Source organism: Rhodococcus sp. OAS809 (genome assembly GCF_040546695.1).
GTDB classification, from domain to species: Bacteria; Actinomycetota; Actinomycetes; order Mycobacteriales; family Mycobacteriaceae; genus Rhodococcus_F; species Rhodococcus_F qingshengii.
The window spans coordinates 1,528,210-1,548,897 of sequence record NZ_JBEPOI010000002.1 but is presented as its reverse complement, the minus strand read 5'-3'; the positions used below and the strand labels follow the sequence as shown (position 1 = coordinate 1,548,897).

Genomic DNA, 20,688 nt, shown 5'->3' with positions numbered 1-20,688 from the left:
AGCGGCGGTTCGTTTGTGAAGGATCAGTCCTTGACGAGTACCGGGTCGGCGTTCGCGGACGGGATGGCCGTTCCGTCCTTGAGCTTGCGACCGAGGACCGACTTGCGGTGACCGTAGGCGAAGTACACGAGCACACCGATGGCCATCCAGACGAGGAACCGGATCCAGGTCTCGACCGAGAGGTTGAGCATCAGCCAACCGCAGGCGAGCACGGCGACGATCGGAACGAACGGCACCAGCGGGACGCGGAATCCGCGCGGCAGGTCGGGGCGGGTGCGGCGAAGGACGATGACACCGACACAAACCAGGACGAAGGCGAACAGCGTTCCGATGTTGACCATCTCTTCGAGCGTGCCCATGGGGAAGAACGCTGCCAGGACGGCAACGATGCCACCGACGATCAACGTGATGCGCATCGGGATGCCCTTGGCGTTGGTCTTGGCCAGGCTGCGCGGCATGAGGCCGTCACGGGACATGGCGAAGAGGACGCGGGTCTGGCCGAGCATCATGACCATGACAACTGTCGTGAGGCCGGCCAGGCCACCGAAGTTGATGGCGGTTTGTGCCCAACCAATGCCGTTGGCCTCGAATGCGGTTGCGAGGGTGGCGCTGGAATCGCCGACCAACGGACTGCCGTCCTTGAGTTCGGTGTACTTGACCATGCCGGTCAGTACGAGCGTGACGGCAACGTAGAGAACCGTGACGATGGCGAGCGAGCCGAAGATTCCTCGCGGCAACGACTTCTGCGGGTTCTTGGTTTCCTCGGCGGTGGTGGCGACGACGTCGAAACCGATGAAGGCAAAGAACACGAGGCTGGCTGCGGCGAGCAATCCGTAAGCGCCGTAGCTACTTCCGCCTGCGCCGGTCAGCCAGGAGAACAGGGTCTGATGGATTCCGCTTGCAGAACTCTCGGTTCCTTCGGACGGCGGGATGAAGGGGGAGTAGTTCTCCTTCTTGATGTAGAACGCGCCCACGACGATGACGAGCAGGACTACTGCGATCTTGATCGCGGTGATGATCGCGGAGACTCGCGAGGAAACCTTGGTGCCGATCGCGAGGATCAGCGTGATCGCGCCGATGATGAGCAGAGCGCCCCAGTCGAAGCTGATCGAACCGATGTGGGCGGTGGTGCTTCCGCTGGCCCCGATGACGTTGCCGAGGTACAGCGACCAGCCCTTGCCGACGACGGCGGAGGCGAGAGCGAACTCGAGAATGAGGTCCCAGCCGATGATCCAGGCGGCGAACTCCCCGAACGTGGCGTAGGAGAACGTGTATGCGCTGCCTGCGACGGGGACGGTGGAGGCGAACTCCGCGTAACACAGCGCGGCGAGGCCACAGGCGATGGCAGCGAGAACGAATGCCAGTGAAATGGAGGGTCCTGCGACATTGCCTGCGGTTCGAGCAGTCAGCGTGAAGATGCCTGCGCCGATGACGACGGCGACTCCGAATACCGTGAGGTCCTTCGCGGTCAGTTCCTTCTTGAGCTTTGTCTCAGGCTCGTCGGTGTCCGCGATCGATTGCTCGACTGATTTGGTGCGCCATATGCCGACTCCGGGCATGTATTGCTCCTTGGTTGTTTCCCGTCGACCTTGTGGGTGACGGGCGGTGGCTGACTGTCGTCGTTGTGATGTGCGTCTCAGCGACCTGATGAGGGAACCACTGGTGAGCGCCGTGTGCAAGTCGGCTCGCTCGAACTGACCGAAATGATCACCTGACTGAAAGTCATCCCCCCTCATGTATCTGAATTGATCAGCTGGTGTCTGAAACCCTACGTCCAAGTGAATTCGCTCACGAGCCGGACGCGCGATTCGGTCTGAAATGTCTGATAGCTCATATCGTTCCGTTGGTGCTCCGCGTGTCGCCCGACTATTCGGTACCTGTCGGTCGGTCTTGCTGTCGATGAGTTGCACTGTCGCTGTGCCAGCACGTCCCATTTCACCCGTATCGGGGCGACAGGCGAGAGGACCAACGCGTACCTGGATCCGATCGAGCGTCGATCACGCGTCGTGGCAGAGTGTCTCGGCGACGGGATGATCGGATTGGGTTGTGGTTCAAGCTCATACAGCACCGGAGGAAGTACGGCGTGTTCGGACGCAGTCGGTCCCGCGTTCTTCTCCGAGGTGACATGAACCCGACTCTGTCGACCCTCTGCCGTGGCCCGTTGGCGAGCATTCTCGTGGAGCTGAGTTGGTTGCCGCACGTCCGACTGCCCGAAAACCTTGTGTGACTGTCACATCGGCTACGCGCGTCTCGAGCCGCACGCACGCTTACAGAAAAGATCCCCGGCCGAAAGGCGGCCGGGGATCTTTTTCGATTCGTGGCAGAACTTACGGAACGTAGCGAACCGCGCCCTTGTCGGCGGACGTTGCCAGAGCGGCGTAGGCGCGCAGTGCTGTCGTCACGGTGCGCTGACGATCGACCGGCTGCCACGGGCGCTCCGAGGCCTCCATCTTTGCGCGTCGCTCGGCGAGGACGTCGTCGTCGACCAGGATCTCGAGCGTGCGCGAGGCGACGTCGATGCGAACCTGATCGCCGTTCTGGACGAGACCGATGATTCCGCCTGCGGCAGCCTCGGGGGAGATGTGACCGATGGACAGCCCGGAGGTTCCGCCCGAGAAACGACCGTCGGTGATCAGTGCGCATTCCTTACCGAGGCCTGCGCCCTTGAGGAAGGCAGTGGGGTGCAGCATTTCCTGCATGCCGGGGCCGCCCTTGGGGCCTTCGTAACGCACGACGAGAACGTCGCCGGCCTTGATCTTCTTCTGCAAGATGACCGAGACGGCTTCTTCTTGGGATTCGACGACGAGCGCCGGGCCCTGGAAGGAAAACAGTTCCTCGTCGATGCCGGCCGTCTTGAGGATTGCGCCGTCGAGTGCGATGTTGCCACGCAGGACAACCAAGCCGCCTTCGACGGTGTAGGCGTTCTCGACGTCGCGGATACAGCCGCCGGCCGCATCGGTGTCGAGGGCAGACCAACGGTTGTCCGTGGAGAACGGTTCGATGGTGCGCACGCCGCCGGGAGCCGCGTGGAAGAGTTCGATTGCCTCGTCGGTTGCCTTGCCGGAGCGGATGTCCCAGTCGTCGAGCCACTGGTCGAAGCTCTTGGTGTGCACGGTGGACACGTCGGTTTCGAGGAGTCCGCCGCGGCGAAGCTCACCGAGCAGGGCGGGGATTCCGCCGGCGCGGTGGACGTCTTCCATGTGGTAGTCCGAGTTGGGAGAGACCTTGGACAGGCACGGAACCTTTCGGCTGATCGCGTCGATGGTGTCGAGGTCGAAGTCGACCTCGCCTTCCTGCGCCGCAGCCAGCGTGTGCAGGACGGTGTTGGTGGAACCGCCCATGGCGACGTCGAGAGCCATCGCGTTGCGGAACGCTGCCGGGGTCGCGATGTTGCGTGGCAGCACCGACTCGTCGCCGTCGCGGTAGTACTTGAGGGCAGCCTCGACCACGGTGGTGCCCGCACGAGAGAAGAGTGCGTGACGAGCCTTGTGAGTTGCCAGCGTGGAGCCGTTGCCCGGCAATGCGAGGCCGAGGGCCTCCGTCAGGCAGTTCATGGAATTGGCGGTGAACATTCCGGAGCAGGACCCGCATGTCGGGCACGCGCTGCGCTCGACCTCGTCGAGGCCCGCGTCGGACACGGCATCGTTGGCAGAGGCGGAGATCGCGGTGATGAGGTCGGTGGGGGCTTGGGCCACGCCGCCGACGACCACTGCCTTACCGGCCTCCATCGGACCACCGGAGACGAAGACGGTCGGGATGTTGAGACGCATTGCAGCGTTGAGCATGCCGGGAGTGATCTTGTCGCAGTTGGAGATACACACCAGTGCGTCGGCTGTGTGGGCGTTTGCCATGTACTCGACCGAGTCGGCGATGATCTCGCGGCTCGGGAGCGAGTAGAGCATTCCGCCGTGGCCCATTGCGATGCCGTCGTCGACTGCGATGGTGTGGAACTCACGAGCGACGCCGCCGGCCGCACTGATGGCCTCGGCAACGATCTCGCCCACGTTCTTGAGATGCACGTGGCCGGGTACGAACTGGGTGTACGAGTTCGCTACGGCGACGATCGGCTTTCCGAAGTCGGAATCCGTCATTCCTGTGGCGCGCCACAGGGATCGGGCTCCGGCAGCATTACGTCCGATGGTGGTGGTGCGTGACCTCAACGGGGGCATGGGCGTGTTCCTTATGTGATCGTTGCTGGTCCACTCAAATAGAAGCGAGGGCCTTTCAACGCTACTCGCGTGCTACGGGCGCTTCTCTTCGGGCTGGTCCTGTGTGTTCTCGGCGACCTCGGATTCTGCTTCTGCTTCTGCAGCTGCTTCTTCCTCTTCGGCTTCCTTGGCGGCGAAGGCTTCTGCGGCAGATGCATAGGGATCGGTGATGCGGCCGCCGCTGGCGATCGCGATCTCGGGAAGCCTGACGAAGCTGACCGCAGGCAGGGTCACCTCGGTTCCGTCGGTGAGTTCCGCGCGCGCCCAACTCCGCTTCGGGAAGCGGAAACCCTTGACGTCGTCCCAGGCGAGGGTGCGCTTGGAGAACGTCGAGCGGACCTCGAGGCCGTCAGGGCTGACGGTGGTGCGCAGTCGCGCGACGAGATAGACGGCGATGATCGGAAGGATCAGCAACCAGCTGAAGGCGACGGGCCACCCGAAGATCGGGAAGCTGACCGCGAACAGAAGGAACGCGCACGCCATGTAAGCGAGCTGCGAAATGCGGATGACGTGCCGAAGTGGTTTCGGCGTGTGGGATGATTGAGCCGGTGGCACGGGCTGCTGCGAAGTTGACACCTCTACATCTTCGCATTGCAGCCGATGTATCTCAGATTCTGGGACGGTCGACTCACCAAGTTTGCCGTTCGCGACTAGCGCCTCTACTGTCGAGTGCGTGAAACAGAATGAGTTGCTCGTAATCGGCCGGCGCGTCGTCGCCTGAGTCGATTTTTCAACTCACCAGATAACGACGCGCCACCCTCGCTCAGCAGATGCTGACGGGGGTTTTTTGTTGCCCGGAGCCAGAATCAGAGGATTTCCCAGTGAGCGCACCAACAGCACGGCCTCAACCCACGCCGCGCAAGTCAGGGACACCGAGCCCGACAACCGCGGCTGCCGCAACCCAGACGGCCAACCGTCGCCAGCTCCCGCCTGAGCGGGTAACCGGCGCGCAGTCTGTGGTTCGAGCCCTCGAAGAGCTCGAGGTCGACACGGTATTCGGCATTCCCGGCGGTGCCGTGCTCCCGGTTTACGACCCACTCTTCGATTCGGTCAAGGTTCGCCACGTGCTCGTGCGCCACGAGCAGGGTGCAGGCCACGCTGCCACCGGTTACGCCCAGGCGACCGGCAAGGTCGGCGTCTGCATGGCTACCTCGGGTCCCGGTGCGACCAACCTGGTCACGCCGCTGGCCGACGCGCAGATGGACTCCGTTCCGATCGTGGCGATCACCGGACAGGTGGCGCGCTCGCTGATCGGTACCGACGGCTTCCAGGAAGCCGACATCTCAGGCATCACGATGCCGGTCACCAAGCACAACTTCCTGATCACCGACGCGATCGACATCCCGCGCATCATGGCCGAGGCCTTCTACCTCGCGGCCAGCGGTCGCCCCGGCGCCGTCCTGGTCGATATCCCCAAGGACATCCTGCAGTCGCAGACCACGTTCTCGTGGCCGCCGGAGATGCGTCTGCCGGGCTACCGCCCGGTGACCAAGCCGCACGGCAAGCAGGTTCGTGAAGCTGCACGTCTGATCGCCGACGCCAAGTCGCCGGTTCTGTACGTCGGTGGCGGCGTCATCAAGTCCGACTCCTCGCCGGAGCTGCTCGAATTGGCCGAGCTGACCGGTATCCCCGTCGTCACCACGCTGATGGCCCGCGGCGCGTTCCCGGACAGTCACGACCTCAACTGCGGTATGCCGGGAATGCACGGCACCGTTGCCGCAGTCGCCGCTCTGCAGCGTAGCGATCTACTGATCACCCTCGGTGCGCGTTTCGACGACCGCGTGACCGGTCAGCTGAATTCCTTCGCGCCCGACGCCAAGGTCATCCATGCCGACATCGACCCGGCCGAGATCGGCAAGAACCGCTACGCGGACGTCCCGATCGTGGGCGACTGCAAAGAGGTCATCACCGAACTCATCGAGGCGATCCGTGCCGACATGGCCACGGGCACCACGTTCGACCTCACCGAGTGGTGGGCGTACCTGAACGACATCCGTCGTACGTACCCGCTGAGCTACGACCGTCCCACCGACGGTCAGCTGAGCCCGGAGTACGTGATCCAGACCGTCGGCAAGCTCGCCGGACCGGATGCCATCTACTGCGCCGGCGTCGGTCAGCACCAGATGTGGGCCGCGCAGTTCGTCGGCTACGAGAAGCCGCGCACGTGGCTCAACTCGGGCGGGCTCGGCACCATGGGGTACGCGGTTCCCGCAGCCATGGGCGCCAAGATGGGTATGCCCGACACCGAGGTGTGGGCGATCGACGGCGACGGCTGCTTCCAGATGACCAATCAGGAACTCGCAACCTGCGCACTCGAAGGTATTCCGATCAAGGTTGCCCTCATCAACAACGGCAACCTCGGCATGGTGCGCCAGTGGCAGACACTCTTCTATGAAGAGCGCTACTCCAACACCAACCTCGGAACGCACGGCGCCATCCGCATCCCGGACTTCGTGAAGCTCGCAGAAGCATTGGGCTGCCACGGAATTCGTGTCGAGCGTGAAGAAGATGTCGAAGCTGCGATCCGTGAGGCGCAGTCCATCAACGACAAGCCTGTCGTGATCGACTTCATCGTCACCGCCGACGCACAGGTGTGGCCGATGGTCGCTGCCGGAACGAGCAACGACGAAATCATGGCGGCCCGGGGCATCCGGCCGCTGTTCGACGACGACGAGGCAGTTGCCGAGCCCGCCGTCATCCACGAAGCCATGTCACGCGAGCAAGCCGGACCCGCCGCGGGCACAGGGGAGGATCAGAAGTGAGCACCAGTCACACCCTCAGTGTTCTCGTCGAGGACAAGCCAGGCGTGCTGGCTCGCGTCTCCGCACTTTTCTCCCGCCGCGGATTCAACATCGAATCCCTTGCGGTGGGCGGAACCGAGATCCCCGAGATCTCACGTATGACCATCGTCGTCACGGTCGACGAGTTCCCTCTCGAGCAGGTGACGAAGCAGCTCAACAAGCTGATCAACGTCATCAAGATCGTCGAGCAGGACGGTGAAGCATCCGTCGCTCGCGAGCTCGTGCTCATCAAGGTGCGCGCTGATGCAAGCGTGCGCACGCAGGTCATCGAAACGGTGAACCTGTTCCGCGCCAAGGTGATCGACGTCTCTCCGGAGTCCGTCACCATCGAGGCGACCGGTACTCGGTCCAAGCTGGATGCACTGCTGCGGATGCTTGATCCGTACGGTATCCGGGAGATCGTTCAGTCCGGGGTCGTGGCAGTCGGTCGAGGGCCGAAGTCGATCACGGCCACCCGCTAGTACTTTTAGACACGTAAAAATCCAAGGAGAGGTTGAGAACTGTGGCAGTCGAGATGTTCTACGACGACGATGCCGATCTGTCGATCATTCAGGGCCGCAAGGTTGCTGTGATCGGCTACGGAAGCCAGGGCCACGCCCATTCGCTGAGCCTGCGTGACTCGGGCGTCGATGTGCGCATCGGCCTCAAGGAAGGCTCGAAGTCGCGTGAGAAGGCTGAAGAGCAGGGGCTGACGGTCGGTACGCCGGCAGAGGTTTCCGAGTGGGCCGACGTCATCATGGTGCTCGCACCTGACACCGCGCAGGCGAGCATTTTCACCAATGACATCGAGCCGAACCTCAAGGACGGCGACGCGCTGTTCTTCGGTCACGGCCTGAACATTCACTTCGACCTGATCAAGGCTCCGGAGTTCGTAACCGTCGGCATGGTCGCCCCCAAGGGCCCCGGCCACCTGGTGCGTCGTCAGTTCGTCGACGGCAAGGGCGTTCCCGCGCTCATCGCCATCGACCAGGATCCCAAGGGTGAAGGACAGGCTCTCGCTCTGTCCTACGCCAAGGGCATCGGCGGAACCCGCGCAGGCGTCATCAAGACCACGTTCAAGGAAGAGACCGAGACGGACCTCTTCGGCGAGCAGGCCGTGCTCTGCGGCGGCACCGAGGAACTGGTCAAGACCGGTTTCGAGGTCATGGTCGAGGCCGGCTACGCACCCGAGATGGCGTACTTCGAGGTTCTGCACGAGCTCAAGCTCATCGTCGACCTCATGTACGAGGGTGGCATCGCCCGCATGAACTACTCGGTGTCCGACACCGCTGAGTTCGGTGGATACCTCTCCGGCCCGCGCGTCATCGACGCCGACACCAAGGAGCGCATGAAGGCGATCCTGGCCGACATCCAGTCCGGCGAGTTCACCCGTCGTCTGGTTGCCAACGTCGAGAACGGCAACACCGAGCTCGAGGGCCTGCGCAAGGCCAACGCCGAGCACCCCATCGAGGTCACCGGCAAGAAGCTGCGCGACCTGATGAGCTGGGTCGATCGTCCGATCACCGAAACCGCGTAATTCGCAGTTTCACGCTCCACGTCTCCACTGGCCTGATGCCGCGCCGGTTCAATTACGTTGAACCAGCGCGGCATTGGGCCGGAGTCGTTTTCCGGGTCGTCTGAGTCCGGATTCATATTCCGTCGAGAATTTGCCCGCGAAAGTGTCCACTATGTGGTATTGCCTACCGCGTTGTGGATTCCAAGTGAGCGCGCACTAAACTATCGGTGGTTAAACCACCTTCACACCCACCTAATCAGGGAGTTTGCACGTGAGCCAGCCTGGCCGTCCCGTTGTTCTGATCGCCGACAAGCTCGCGCCGTCCACAGTCGAGGCGCTCGGTGACGGTGTGGAGGTGCGTTGGGTCGACGGACCCGACCGCCCGGCGCTGCTCGCCGCGGTACCCGAGGCCGACGCGATTCTCGTCCGTTCCGCCACTACCGTCGACGCCGAGGTTCTGGCTGCCGGCACCAAGCTGAAGATCATCGGCCGCGCCGGTGTCGGCCTGGACAACGTCGAGATCCCCGCGGCCACCGAGCGCGGCGTGATGGTCGTCAACGCACCGACCTCCAACATTCACTCCGCTGCCGAGCACGCTGTCGCGCTCCTCATGTCGACCGCTCGCCAGATTCCCGCAGCAGACAAGACCCTGCGTGAGAACACCTGGAAGCGAAGCAAGTTCAACGGTGTCGAGATCCTCGGCAAGACCGTCGGTGTCGTCGGACTCGGCCGCATCGGCCAGCTCTTCGCGCAGCGTCTCGCTGCGTTCGAGACCACGATCATCGCGTACGACCCCTACCTGCCCGCAGCGCGCGCAGCGCAGCTCGGCATCGAACTGGTCACCATCGACGAGCTCGTCGAGCGCGCCGACTTCATCTCCGTGCACCTGCCCAAGACCAAGGAAACGGCCGGCCTGATCAACGCCGAGCGCCTCGCCAAGGCCAAGGACGGCGTCATCATCGTCAACGCCGCTCGCGGTGGTCTGATCGACGAAGATGCGCTCTACGACGCACTCGTCTCCGGCAAGGTCCGAGGCGCCGGTCTCGACGTGTTCAGCACCGAGCCGTGCACCGATTCGAAGCTTTTCGAGCTCGACAACGTCGTTGTCACCCCGCACCTCGGAGCATCGACGTCCGAGGCTCAGGACCGCGCAGGTATCGACGTGGCCAAGAGTGTTCTCCTCGCTCTGGCAGGCGAATTCGTTCCCGAGGCTGTCAACGTCTCCGGAGGCCCCGTGGGCGAAGAAGTTGCTCCGTGGCTCGAGCTCGTCCGCAAGCTCGGTCTCCTCGCTGCGACGTTGTCGCCCGAAGCTGTGCAGACCGTGCAGGTTGTCGCCACCGGCGAGCTGTCTGCCGAAACCGTCGACATCCTCGGCCTGGCTGCACTGCGCGGCGTGTTCTCCGCCAGCAGCGATGAGGCTGTCACGTTCGTCAACGCTCCGGCACTGGCCGAGCAGCGCGGCGTGACTGTGTCGGTCGAGAAGCACTCCGAGGCTCTTGCTCACCGCAGCGCGGTCGAGGTGCGTGCAGTTGCCGCCGACGGCACGGTCACGTCGGTCACGGGCGCACTCACCGGTCTGCAGCAGGTCGAGAAGATCGTCAACATCAACGGACGCAGCTTCGACCTGCGCGCCGAGGGCCACAACATCGTCGTTCACTACAGCGATCGCCCGGGCGTTCTCGGTGTCCTCGGCACCGTCCTCGGAAACGCGGGCGTCGACATCCTCGCAGCAGCACTGAGCCAGGATGCCGAAGGCGAAGGCGCAACTGTCATCTTGCGCGTCGATCGCGTCGTCGGTGACGCCGAGGTCGAGGCAATCGTCTCGCAGCTCGACGCTCGCGTCGCCCAGGTCGACCTTTCCTGATTGTTTTTGCTGTGCGCCTTTATCAACCGCCCGCGGTTGATAAAGGCGCACAGTTCTACTGAGATGAGGACTCCATGAAGCTTGCGGTCATTCCGGGTGACGGAATCGGCGTCGAGGTCACTGCCGAGGCGCTCAAGGTGCTCGGCAAGTTGGTTCCGGATCTGGAAACCACCGAATACGATCTCGGTGCCCGTCGCTACAACGCCACCGGCGAGTTGCTCCCGGCGGACGAGCTGGACCAGATTCGTCAGCACGACGCAATTCTGTTGGGCGCCATCGGTGATCCGCGGATCGTCGCACCCGGCATCCTCGAGCGTGGTCTGCTGCTGAACATGCGCTTCCAGCTCGATCATCACGTGAATCTTCGCCCCGCACAGCTGTATCCGGGTGCGCTGTCGCCGTTGGCGGCCCAGCCGGAGATCGACTTCGTCGTGGTTCGTGAAGGCACCGAGGGTCCGTACACCGGAAACGGTGGAGCGATCCGCGTCGGCACCGATCACGAGATCGCAACCGAGGTGTCGATCAATACCTGGTTCGGTGCCGAGCGCGTGGTGCGTTACGCATTTGCCTTGGCGCAGACCCGGTCCAAGCACCTCACCTTGATTCACAAGACCAACGTGCTCTCCAACGCGGGCGCAATCTGGACGCGTGCAATCGAGACCGTCGGTGCCGAGTTCCCGGACGTCGAAACCGCGTACTGCCACATCGACGCGGCCACGATCTACATGGTCACCGACCCGTCGCGCTTCGACGTGATCGTCACGGACAACCTCTTCGGTGACATCATCACCGACCTCGCCGGCGCCGTAACCGGTGGCATCGGTTTGGCCGCAAGCGGAAACATCGATGCCTCGGGTACCAACCCGTCGATGTTCGAGCCCGTTCACGGCAGTGCTCCGGACATCGCCGGCAAGGGAATCGCTGATCCCACCGCCGCGATCCTCTCGGCCGCACTGCTTCTTCGCCATCTCGGACGCGAGGACGACGCCGCTCGGGTCGAGGCTGTGGTCGCTGCCGACCTGGCTACCCGCGGCGAAGGTCCCATCTCCACAACGGAGATCGGCGACCGGATCACTGCAGCGCTGTAAGGAATTCTTTCACGAGACTGACGCGCGTAAGCCTTTCGGCTTGCGCGCGTCAGTCGTTTCCGGCACCCCGATAGACTGGCCGGCATGCGTCTTGGTCGAATTGCCAGTCCCGATGGTGTTGCGTTCGTCAGTATCGAAGGTGAAGAGGATGCCCTCGTCGCCAAGGAAATTGCGGAGCACCCGTTCGGGAACCCCACATTTACCGGCCGAAGTTGGCCGCTCGCCGATGTTCGTCTGCTGGCTCCGATTCTCGCCAGCAAGGTGATCTGCATCGGCAAGAATTATGCAGATCACATCGCGGAGATGGGCGGAGAGGCTCCCGCGGACCCCGTGATCTTCCTCAAGCCAAACACGTCCATAGTTGGCCCGGGTGCCCCGATCGTCTTGCCTCCCACCTCGAACGAGGTGCACTTCGAGGGTGAACTCGCGGTCGTCATCGGTCAACCGTGCAAGGACGTTCCGGCGGCGAAGGCGTTGAGCGTGGTCCTCGGTTACACGATCGCCAACGACGTGTCGGCGCGAGATCATCAGCGTCACGACGGGCAGTGGACGCGCGCGAAGGGCCACGACACTTTCTGCCCACTCGGACCGTGGATCGAAACCAGTCTGGATGCGTCCGACGTCGATATCAAGACCGAGGTGAACGGCCAGGTCAAGCAGGACAGCAGCACGGCTTTTCTCCTCCACGACATTCCGAAGATCATCGAGTGGATCTCGGCGGTGATGACTCTCTTGCCTGGCGACGTCATCCTCACCGGCACCCCCGCCGGAGTAGGCCCGATCGTCGACGGCGATTCCGTGTCGGTCACGGTCTCGGGGATCGGCACGCTCACGAACCCGGTGACCGCCAAGAGCTGATCTGACCCGGTTCGTTCAGTCACGCGACTACGGAGGCCCCATCCAACCGGATGGGGCCTCCGTCGTGGTGTGAGGTCGAGAGGTGTCTGTCGCAGAAAAGTCGCAAGATGGTAACTATCGCCAGTGGATTGATCGGGATTGCCAACCGACTCGAAGAAATCAGGCTCCGGGACTGACCTGCGGGTTTCATGACCCAGGCGAAGCTTCGCCTCTGATCCTCCTGGCGTTATGTCGGATTTGGCCAGGTTGGGAGAGTTCGCCATACGGTTTGCTGTCGCAGCCCGTAACAGACCAAATTCCCTGAAATGTAACGCTGAGCAGTAGGGTGACCGATAACTGGATAGAAGCCGATGGGGCAATCGAGTGGATTGCGCAGAAACGTGGTGATACATGACGACCTTCGCGGAAGCCTCCCGGACAGCGGCAGGGCAAGCGCGGAACGGGCAGCGGCCGGTGTGGCGAGACAAGAAGCGCTACCTGTGGCCACTGGGTTTGCTGGTTCCTCTCAGCCCGTTCGCTGCGTGGTTCCTGGTCGACAAATTCAGTCTCGGGCTCTTCTGGGCCATCGGGGCGTGGCTGATCGTCATCGTCATTCCCCTGATCGATCTCCTGGCGGGCGAGGACGGTAACAGCCCACCGGACGAAGCGATCCCTGAATTGCAAGAGGATCGTTTCTACCGCTGGTGCACGTACTTGTTCCTGCCCCTCCAATACGTCGGGCTGGTGTTCGTCGCGTGGTGTTGGGTGAACGCGCCGATGGCGGCGGGGGAGAAGTTCGCGCTCGCGATGACTGCCGGCGTGGTTGCCGGTGTGGGGATCAACGCGGCGCATGAATTGGGGCACAAGAGTGAGAAGCTCGAGAAGTGGCTCGCGAAAGTAGCGCTCGCGCAGTCCTTCTACGGCCATTTCTACGTCGAACACAACCATGGTCATCACGTCCGCGTCGCGACGCCGGAGGATCCGGCCAGCTCGCGGTACAAGGAAAACTTCTGGTTCTTCTTGCCTCGCAGCGTCATCGGCGGCCTGCGCTCGGGATGGCGGATCGAAAGCGCTCGTCTGAGGCGTCAGGGGAGACGGACGTGGAGTTACCGCAACAACATCCTGAACGCGTGGGCGATGAGTGTGGTTCTGTTCGGCAGTCTGATCGCCGCGTTCGGCTGGGAAATTGCGCCGTGGCTCGCCGTTCAGGCAATTGCAGGCTTCACGTTCCTCGAGACCGCCAACTATCTCGAGCACTACGGCTTGCTACGTGCGAAGCGGCCTGACGGCTCGTACGTCCGGTGCTCGCCCGAGGACAGCTGGAACAGCGACCACGTCGTCAGCAATCTGTTCCTCTATCAACTTCAGCGTCACAGCGACCATCACGCGAATCCGCGTCTGCGGTACCAGAGCCTGCGAAGTGCGGCCGAAGCGCCGCAACTTCCAGCGGGTTACGCAGTCATGATCGTCTGCGCGTGGGTGCCGCCGCTGTGGCGAAAGGTCATGGACAAGCGACTGCTGGCCTACTACGACGGCGACATGACACGCATCAACGTCCTGCCGGGTAAGTGATCGGCCGGATGGAGGAAGGGCTGCCGGACTAACCTGTAGTACGACCATCCATCATCGCCGAGCCAAGTGAGCCATGACCAACAGCGAAGTACGCGTCCGTTTCTGTCCGTCACCCACCGGAACCCCGCACGTGGGTTTGGTGCGCACCGCCTTGTTCAACTGGGCATTCGCACGACACCACGGCGGCACATTCGTGTTCCGTATCGAAGACACCGATGCGCAGCGCGACAGTGAAGAGTCCTACCAGGCCATCCTCGACGCCCTCCGCTGGTTGGGGCTCAATTGGGACGAAGGCCCGGAGGTCGGTGGGCCGCACGCACCGTATCGCCAGTCCGAGCGTCGCGACCTGCATCTCGACGTTGTTGCCAAGTTGCTGGCCGCGGGCGAGGCCTACGAGTCCTACTCGACGAACGAGGAGGTCGAAGCGCGACACAAGGCGGCCGGACGCGATCCGAAGCTCGGATACGACAACTTCGATCGCGAGCTCAGCGACGAGCAGCGCGCTGCCTACATCGCCGAGGGGCGCAAGCCCGTCGTCCGCCTCCGGATGCCCGATCATGATCTGACCTGGAACGACCTGGTGCGGGGCGAGACCACGTTCAAGGCAGGCACCGTTCCGGACTTCGCGCTGACTCGCGGCAACGGCATTCCGCTGTACACCTTGGTCAACCCGGTCGACGACGCGTTGATGAAGATCACCCATGTACTGCGCGGCGAAGATCTGCTGTCCTCGACTCCGCGTCAGCTCGCGTTGTACGAGGCATTGATTCGTATCGGTGTCGCCGATTTCACACCGTCGTTCGGGCACTTGCCTTTCGTGATGGGTCAGGGCAACAAGAAGCTTTCCAAGCGCGATCCCGAGTCCAACCTCTTCATCCACCGCGATCGGGGCTTCATTCCCGAGGGATTGCTGAACTACCTGGCTCTGCTCGGGTGGAGCATCGCCGACGATCACGATGTCTTCTCGCTCGACGAGATGGTTGCGGCCTTCGACGTCACCAAGGTCAACTCCAATCCTGCCCGCTTCGACCAGAAGAAGGCCGACGCGATCAATGCCGAGCACATTCGTCTGCTCGAGCCGGCCGACTTCGCCGGTCGTCTGAAGTCGTTCCTGGTGGAGCACGGACACATCGGCGCCGACGTCGACGAAGCGACGTTCACTGTTGCGGCGGACCTCGTGCAGACGCGCATCGTCGTCCTGTCCGACGCGTGGGATCTGCTGAAATTCCTGTTCGTCGACGAGGCGTCGTTTGCTCTCGATCCGGCCGCGACGGCAAAGAACTTGAAGGAAGATGCCGGTCCGGTTCTGGACGCGTCTCTTGCGGCGCTCGATGCCATCTCAGAGTGGTCGGCGGCCAGTATCGAGGAAGCACTCAAGAAGGCCCTCATCGAGGATCTGGAGCTCAAACCGCGTAAGGCCTTCGCTCCGGTTCGGGTCGCGATCACGGGCTCTCACATCAGCCCTCCGCTGTACGAGTCGATGGAATTGCTCGGTCGTGAGGTCTCGCTCGCTCGGTTGCGCGCCGGTAGGGCAGCGGTAACCGCCTAGATCGGACGGTCTTCCGGCCGAAAATGAAGCAAAAACCTCCTGTGACCATACGATTTGGTATTTGGGGCAGGGGTACTGGTAATCTTCTTTTCGGCCGGAGACGAGCCGCCGAGCACAACAGCGAAGCGGATCGAGCAAGGCTGGTGAGCAAGACCTTGGGGTATGGTGTAATTGGCAACACAGCGGTTTCTGGTACCGCCATTCTAGGTTCGAGTCCTGGTACCCCAGCGGAAATCCGGTCGATTTTGTGGCCGGACTCAGACAAGCTAAGCTTGCTGAGCATCCAAGAGCAAGACTGAAATACCACGTTTAAAAGCGTGTCCTGGCCCCGTCGTCTAGCGGCCTAGGACGCCGCCCTCTCAAGGCGGTAGCGCGGGTTCGAATCCCGTCGGGGCTACAAAGGAAAGACCCTCCGATCATTGATCGGGGGGTCTTTTCGTATGTGCGGGAAATGTTTCCGGCGATGCGAAAAACGATCACCCCCAGTCGAATTCGACTGGGGGTGATCGTCATCTCACTCTGTTGTCCGCGATCGGTTATCCGCTCTTACGGCGGAACTCTCGCTTGTGATCGGCCGGGCCATGCGTGTTGTGGACCTTGGACTGTCCGTCGCGATGGTCGGTCGATTTGGCGTTCTGATGATTCTTCCGTTCGAGGGCCTCACGGAACTTTCGTTTGGTTTCCTCCGATTGGGATTCGGGTTCGGACGGGGTGTTGCTGTCGAGATCGCTCATATGCTCACTCCTTGTTGTTGGGCCTGTTGGTGAAACTACGCCGGCCCGAATTCGATTGCTCGTGATTTTTCCGCTCACGAATCTCAGGGCTGCGGCGGCGGTGCGGTAGAGCCGGAAAGAGGCATCGCAGGCATCCCGAGCTTGCGGTGATCCCACGAACGAGTTCGATCGGGAACGAACCGTACCGCGACGCGCTTGTGGAGCATCGCGTCGACGGCCGGGCGGAGATCGTCGGTGTACGGGCCCGTGTATCGCTCCCAGACGCTGATTCCCACAGCGAAGAGGGCTTCCGGATCTTCGACGATGACCCCGGTACCCTCCATCGAGACTCCTCGGAGCGTGTCGTACGTCTGACCGTCTTCGATCAGGACGGACATACGGGCGTCCCGGCGAAGATTGACGGCCTTCTGCGACTTGGCTTTGGTCTCGAACCAGATTTCGCCGTCGACTATCGCGAACCACATCGCGATCAGGTGAGGCATTCCGTCGGCGCTCAACGTCGCCATCGTTGCCGTACGGCTCTTTTCGACGAAGCTCGAGATTTCGGCCTCGGTCATCGTGATCTGACTACGCTGCTTTCCTGCCATGGTCGCGTCGTACTCCTACGTGCTCGAGGATCTGAAGGCCTTACTGTGTCACGAATTACAGACGCTTGTGGAGCGCTTCGGCAGCTGCGAGAAGGTCCGCCGCCCAGCGGGCTCCCGGTCGTCTACCCATCCGATCGATGGGGCCGGAGACCGAAATCGCGGCAATGACAGCGCCTGCCGAGTCTCGGACGGGAGCCGCGACGCTGGCGACACCGGGCTCACGTTCGGCCGCGCTCTGTGCCCAGCCGCGCCGGCGAACCTCGAGCAGCACTCGTTCGCCGAAGGACGCATCGGCGAGGACGGTCCGTTGGGTTTGTGGATCTGCCCATGCGAGAAGGACCTTGGCACCGGATCCGGCGTTCATCGGCAGTCGGGCTCCGACGAGCACCGTGTCACGCAGGCCCGTCGGTGGTTCCATCGACGCGACGCAGATGCGTTGTGTGCCTTCGCGACGGTACAGCTGGACGCTTTCGCCGGTGATTTCGCGAAGGCGGGGGAGGATGAGTCCGGCCGCAGCAATGAGTGGATCATTAGCGGTGGCAGCGAGTTCGGCGAGTCCGGGCCCTGGGCACCACTGACCGTCCGAGTCGCGAGTGAGGAGTCGATGGACTTCGAGACCGACGGCGAGTCTATGGGCGGTCGCGCGCGGCAAACCGGTTCGTGCACAGAGTTCGGTGAGGCTGCACGGTTCCTCAGCTACTGCATGAAGCACGCCCATTGCTTTGTCCAGGACGCCGATGCCGCTATGCTGTCTCATAGGTCGATACCAGTTTCTCGCATAGTGGGATGCTACCGCATTTCCTGTAGGGATAGCGCATTTCCTCGGGACAGTCTGCATCTGCTGTGAAGGCTGGGGACCTACTTCACGCGCGGCGGGCCAGCCCGTAGTCCGCCGACGCGAGGCTACGTACAGAGGTGGAAGACATGGCACAGAAAGCACGCACTCTCGCCGAGAAGGTGTGGGACGACCACGTTGTCGTGAAAGGGGAGGGGCAGGATCCCGACCTCATCTACATCGATCTCCACCTCGTTCACGAAGTGACGAGCCCCCAGGCATTCGACGGACTTCGCCTGGCGGGACGCCAGTTGCGCCGTCCCGACCTGACGATCGCCACCGAGGACCACAACGTTCCGACGATCGACATCGACAAGCCGATCGCAGATCCTGTGTCCAAGACTCAGGTCGACACCTTGCGCCGAAATTGCGCGGAGTTCGGAGTTCGCTTGCACCGCATGGGCGATCTCGACCAAGGCATCGTGCATGTGGTCGGACCGCAGCTCGGCCTGACGCAGCCCGGAACCACCGTGGTGTGCGGCGACAGTCATACGTCGACGCACGGCGCATTCGGTGCGCTCGCAATGGGAATCGGCACCAGCGAGGTCGAGCATGTGATGGCAACGCAGACATTGTCGTTGCGCCCCTTCAAGACCATGGCGATCACGGTCGACGGCGAGCTGCCTCCCGGCGTCACGAGCAAGGACTTGATCCTCGCAGTCATCGCCAAGATCGGCACCGGCGGCGGCCAGGGCTACGTACTGGAGTACCGCGGCGAGGCCATTCGCAAACTGTCGATGGAAGCTCGTATGACCATCTGCAACATGTCGATCGAGGCCGGAGCCCGCGCGGGCATGATCGCACCGGACGAGACCACTTACGAGTTCATCAAGGGCCGTCCGCATGCACCGTCCGGCGCAGAGTGGGACGAAGCCGTCGCCGCGTGGGAGTTGCTCAAGACCGACGAGGGCGCGGAATTCGACAACGAGGTTCACATCGACGCAAGCGCATTGACGCCTTTCGTCACGTGGGGAACCAATCCGGGACAGGGTGCGCCGCTCGGCGACCGTGTGCCTGATCCCGAACTGATCGTCGACGAGAGCGAGCGTCAGGCAGCCGAGAAGGCGCTCACCTACATGGGTCTCGACGCCGGTATGCCGCTTCGGGATGTTTCTGTCGACACCGTGTTCGTCGGTTCGTGCACCAACGGACGCATCGAAGACCTGCGCGCAGTGGCGGAGGTGCTCGAGGGTCGCCATGTGGCAGAGGGCGTTCGGATGCTCATCGTTCCCGGCTCGATGCGGGTGCGGGCTCAAGCCGAAAGCGAAGGTCTCGGTGAAATCTTCACAGCGGCAGGGGCTGAATGGCGCCAGGCCGGTTGCTCGATGTGCTTGGGAATGAACCCTGACCAGCTTGCTCCCGGCGAGCGTTCGGCATCGACGTCCAACCGGAATTTCGAAGGCCGACAGGGTAAAGGCGGCCGGACCCATCTGGTTTCCCCGCTCGTCGCGGCTGCCACGGCGGTCCGCGGAACGCTCTCGGCACCGGCCGATCTGGTCTGACCCACTTACCATCTCGAGGAGAATTTCGATGGAATCCTTTACCACGCACAAGGGTATCGGCGTCCCGCTGCGACGCTCGAATGTCGATACCGACCAGATCATCCCTGCCGTGTACCTGAAACGGGTGACGCGCACCGGATTCGAGGACGGGCTGTTCGCAGGCTGGCGTACCGACCCCAACTTCATTCTCAATCTGGCTCCGTACGACAAGGGAAGTGTCCTCGTGGCCGGTCCCGATTTCGGCACGGGCTCTTCGCGTGAGCATGCCGTGTGGGCTCTCTCCGACTTCGGATTTCGGGTCGTCATTGCTTCCCGGTTCGCCGACATCTTCCGCGGAAACGCCGGAAAAGCCGGTCTCGTAGCGGCTCAGGTCGAGCAGAGCGACGTCGAATTGCTCTGGAAGTTGCTCGAAGAGCAGCCCGGACTGGAATTGACAGTAGATCTCGAGAATCGGACCGTCAGCGCCGGAACTACGGTGGTGCCGTTCAATATTGACGACTACACACGGTGGCGTCTGCTGGAGGGTCTCGACGACATCGGACTGACATTGCGGCAGGTAGACGCGATTTCCGAGTTCGAAAAGTCAAGGCCTTCATGGAAACCGACTACCCTTCCAGCCCGAATTTCGCAGGGCTGAACCGAAATCCGCAACTCCGCGCGGGAAGAGAAATAGGTCACCATTTCGCAGTCACGTTGAATGAGAATTGGCGTGGCACATAGACTCTTGCCGTTATCAGGTTTACCGTGGTTCTCAGTCGGTCCGACGGTGGACCACAATTAGCGGAGGAATTTCAATGAACAAGGCAGAGCTCATCGATGTTCTGACTGAAAAGCTGGGTTCGGACAGGCGCACAGCGACCGACGCAGTGGAGCACGTCGTGGACACCATCGTCCGCGCCGTCCACCGTGGCGAGAGCGTGACCATCACCGGCTTCGGAGTCTTCGAGCAGCGTCGTCGTGCAGCACGTGTTGCACGCAACCCGCGTACGGGCGAGACCGTCAAGGTCAAGCCGACGTCGGTTCCGGCTTTCCGTCCGGGTGCGCAGTTCAAGGCTGTTATCGCTGGTGGACAGAAGCTTCCGGCCACCGGCCCGGCAGTCAAGCGTGGCGTAGCAGCACCGGCCACCAAGGCTGCAGCCAAGAAGGCTGCTGCCAAGAAGACCGCAGCCAAGAAGGCTCCGGCCAAGAAGGCTCCGGCCAAGACCGCAGCCAAGAAGACGGTTGCCGCGAAGGCTCCCGCCAAGAAGGCTCCGGCCAAGACCGCAGCCAAGAAGACGGTTGCCACCAAGGCTCCCGCCAAGAAGGCTCCGGCCAAGACCGCAGCCAAGAAGACGGTTGCCACCAAGGCTCCCGCCAAGAAGGCTCCGGCCAAGACCGCAGCCAAGGCTCCGGCCAAGAAGGCTCCGGCCAAGAAGGCCCCCGCCAAGACCGCAGCCAAGAAGGCTCCGGCCAAGAAGGCTCCGGCCAAGCGCGCAAAGTAGTCGCGTTCGGGTGAAAAACCCGATGCCGTAAGACAAAGAGGTGCAGCCGCGGATCAGATCCGCGGCTGCACCTCTTTTTTGCTGTCTGGGAGAAGTGTGAATTCTCCTGTGTTTCAGTGCTTTGCAAAACTACCG

The 20,688-nt window shown here is 62.5% G+C and carries 17 protein-coding genes and 2 tRNA genes; 13 read left to right on the top strand and 6 right to left on the bottom strand.

What is annotated here, in order from left to right; genetic code table 11:
- Window positions 1–23: 23 nt before the first annotated feature.
- From ABIE52_RS10110 to ABIE52_RS10100, 3 genes are all read right to left on the bottom strand, one after another.
- Window positions 24–1,559, bottom strand: coding sequence for an amino acid permease (locus ABIE52_RS10110; protein WP_003944693.1), 1,536 nt, complete (start codon window positions 1,557–1,559; stop codon window positions 24–26).
- Window positions 1,560–2,327: 768 nt separating this feature from the next.
- Window positions 2,328–4,169 carry a dihydroxy-acid dehydratase gene (ilvD, locus tag ABIE52_RS10105; protein WP_070162233.1) on the bottom strand — a complete coding sequence of 614 codons (1,842 nt, stop codon included), beginning with the start codon at window positions 4,167–4,169 and terminating at the stop codon, window positions 2,328–2,330.
- 72 nt (window positions 4,170–4,241) lie between these two features.
- A complete protein-coding gene (locus ABIE52_RS10100) occupies window positions 4,242–4,763 on the bottom strand; it encodes a PH domain-containing protein (protein WP_030535410.1) in 522 nt (173 codons plus the stop codon).
- Between the two features lie 266 nt (window positions 4,764–5,029).
- On the opposite strand from ABIE52_RS10100, the gene ABIE52_RS10095 reads away from it, so the two are divergent.
- From ABIE52_RS10095 to ABIE52_RS10050, 10 genes are all read left to right on the top strand, one after another.
- Entirely contained in the window at window positions 5,030–6,970 is a 1,941-nt protein-coding gene (locus ABIE52_RS10095; protein ID WP_030535411.1) for an acetolactate synthase large subunit, read from the top strand.
- Window positions 6,967–7,470, top strand: a complete 504-nt coding sequence (gene ilvN, locus ABIE52_RS10090; RefSeq protein ID WP_003944718.1) for an acetolactate synthase small subunit — start codon at window positions 6,967–6,969, stop codon at window positions 7,468–7,470. Before ABIE52_RS10095 ends, ilvN begins: the two co-directional genes overlap by 4 nt.
- Window positions 7,471–7,523: 53 nt before the next feature.
- Window positions 7,524–8,525 carry a ketol-acid reductoisomerase gene (gene ilvC, locus ABIE52_RS10085; protein WP_030535412.1) on the top strand — a complete coding sequence of 334 codons (1,002 nt, stop codon included), beginning with the start codon at window positions 7,524–7,526 and terminating at the stop codon, window positions 8,523–8,525.
- Between the two features lie 250 nt (window positions 8,526–8,775).
- On the top strand, window positions 8,776–10,368 hold the full coding sequence (gene serA / locus ABIE52_RS10080; protein WP_003944758.1) for a phosphoglycerate dehydrogenase: 1,593 nt from the start codon (window positions 8,776–8,778) through the stop codon (window positions 10,366–10,368).
- A gap of 74 nt (window positions 10,369–10,442) precedes the next feature.
- Window positions 10,443–11,456: a 3-isopropylmalate dehydrogenase gene (locus ABIE52_RS10075; RefSeq protein WP_003944691.1), complete on the top strand. Its 1,014-nt coding sequence runs from the start codon at window positions 10,443–10,445 to the stop codon at window positions 11,454–11,456.
- Between the two features lie 84 nt (window positions 11,457–11,540).
- The gene (locus ABIE52_RS10070; RefSeq protein WP_003944722.1) at window positions 11,541–12,314 is read left to right on the top strand and encodes a fumarylacetoacetate hydrolase family protein; all 774 of its coding nucleotides are present in this window, start codon (window positions 11,541–11,543) and stop codon (window positions 12,312–12,314) included.
- Between the two features lie 390 nt (window positions 12,315–12,704).
- Window positions 12,705–13,865, top strand: a complete 1,161-nt coding sequence (locus tag ABIE52_RS10065) for an alkane 1-monooxygenase (protein ID WP_030535413.1) — start codon at window positions 12,705–12,707, stop codon at window positions 13,863–13,865.
- A gap of 73 nt (window positions 13,866–13,938) precedes the next feature.
- Complete coding sequence (gene gltX, locus ABIE52_RS10060; RefSeq protein ID WP_192712521.1) at window positions 13,939–15,414, top strand: glutamate--tRNA ligase; 1,476 nt, start codon at window positions 13,939–13,941, stop codon at window positions 15,412–15,414.
- 156 nt (window positions 15,415–15,570) lie between these two features.
- Window positions 15,571–15,642 (top strand) — tRNA-Gln (locus ABIE52_RS10055).
- A 96-nt stretch (window positions 15,643–15,738) separates the two neighbouring features.
- A tRNA-Glu gene (locus ABIE52_RS10050) sits at window positions 15,739–15,811 on the top strand.
- Window positions 15,812–15,950: 139 nt separating this feature from the next.
- On the opposite strand, the gene ABIE52_RS10045 is transcribed toward ABIE52_RS10050, so the two are convergent.
- The 3 genes from ABIE52_RS10045 to ABIE52_RS10035 form a co-directional block, all read right to left on the bottom strand.
- Window positions 15,951–16,148, bottom strand: a complete 198-nt coding sequence (locus ABIE52_RS10045) for a DUF5302 domain-containing protein (RefSeq protein WP_007729345.1) — start codon at window positions 16,146–16,148, stop codon at window positions 15,951–15,953.
- 83 nt (window positions 16,149–16,231) lie between these two features.
- Window positions 16,232–16,735 (bottom strand): pyridoxamine 5'-phosphate oxidase family protein, encoded by a 504-nt coding sequence (locus tag ABIE52_RS10040; RefSeq protein WP_003944740.1) that lies wholly within the window; start codon window positions 16,733–16,735, stop codon window positions 16,232–16,234.
- 55 nt (window positions 16,736–16,790) lie between these two features.
- Window positions 16,791–17,492, bottom strand: a complete 702-nt coding sequence (locus ABIE52_RS10035) for an IclR family transcriptional regulator (protein WP_007729342.1) — start codon at window positions 17,490–17,492, stop codon at window positions 16,791–16,793.
- Window positions 17,493–17,650: 158 nt separating this feature from the next.
- Here ABIE52_RS10035 and leuC point away from each other — a divergent pair, with 158 nt between their 5' ends.
- The 3 genes from leuC to ABIE52_RS10020 all read left to right on the top strand — a co-directional run bounded on the left by leuC (window position 17,651) and on the right by ABIE52_RS10020 (window position 20,553).
- Complete coding sequence (gene leuC, locus ABIE52_RS10030) at window positions 17,651–19,072, top strand: 3-isopropylmalate dehydratase large subunit (RefSeq protein WP_192712520.1); 1,422 nt, start codon at window positions 17,651–17,653, stop codon at window positions 19,070–19,072.
- Window positions 19,073–19,100: 28 nt separating this feature from the next.
- Window positions 19,101–19,709, top strand: coding sequence for a 3-isopropylmalate dehydratase small subunit (gene leuD, locus ABIE52_RS10025; RefSeq protein WP_003944724.1), 609 nt, complete (start codon window positions 19,101–19,103; stop codon window positions 19,707–19,709).
- Between the two features lie 157 nt (window positions 19,710–19,866).
- Entirely contained in the window at window positions 19,867–20,553 is a 687-nt protein-coding gene (locus ABIE52_RS10020; protein ID WP_047271271.1) for an HU family DNA-binding protein, read from the top strand.
- Window positions 20,554–20,688 lie beyond the last annotated feature (135 nt).

What these genes read in the sequence shown, in the direction of transcription:
- ABIE52_RS10110 (WP_003944693.1), bottom strand. Translation starts at nt 1,559, where the DNA reads ATGCCCGGAGTCGGCATATGGCGCACCAAATCAGTCGAGCAATCGATC.
- ilvD (WP_070162233.1), bottom strand. Translation starts at nt 4,169, where the DNA reads ATGCCCCCGTTGAGGTCACGCACCACCACCATCGGACGTAATGCTGCC.
- ilvC (WP_030535412.1), top strand. Translation starts at nt 7,524, where the DNA reads ATGTTCTACGACGACGATGCCGATCTGTCGATCATTCAGGGCCGCAAG.
- ABIE52_RS10075 (WP_003944691.1), top strand. Translation starts at nt 10,443, where the DNA reads ATGAAGCTTGCGGTCATTCCGGGTGACGGAATCGGCGTCGAGGTCACT.
- ABIE52_RS10070 (WP_003944722.1), top strand. Translation starts at nt 11,541, where the DNA reads ATGCGTCTTGGTCGAATTGCCAGTCCCGATGGTGTTGCGTTCGTCAGT.
- ABIE52_RS10065 (WP_030535413.1), top strand. Translation starts at nt 12,705, where the DNA reads ATGACGACCTTCGCGGAAGCCTCCCGGACAGCGGCAGGGCAAGCGCGG.
- gltX (WP_192712521.1), top strand. Translation starts at nt 13,939, where the DNA reads ATGACCAACAGCGAAGTACGCGTCCGTTTCTGTCCGTCACCCACCGGA.
- ABIE52_RS10045 (WP_007729345.1), bottom strand. Translation starts at nt 16,148, where the DNA reads ATGAGCGATCTCGACAGCAACACCCCGTCCGAACCCGAATCCCAATCG.
- ABIE52_RS10040 (WP_003944740.1), bottom strand. Translation starts at nt 16,735, where the DNA reads ATGGCAGGAAAGCAGCGTAGTCAGATCACGATGACCGAGGCCGAAATC.
- ABIE52_RS10035 (WP_007729342.1), bottom strand. Translation starts at nt 17,492, where the DNA reads ATGAGACAGCATAGCGGCATCGGCGTCCTGGACAAAGCAATGGGCGTG.
- leuD (WP_003944724.1), top strand. Translation starts at nt 19,101, where the DNA reads ATGGAATCCTTTACCACGCACAAGGGTATCGGCGTCCCGCTGCGACGC.
- ABIE52_RS10020 (WP_047271271.1), top strand. Translation starts at nt 19,867, where the DNA reads ATGAACAAGGCAGAGCTCATCGATGTTCTGACTGAAAAGCTGGGTTCG.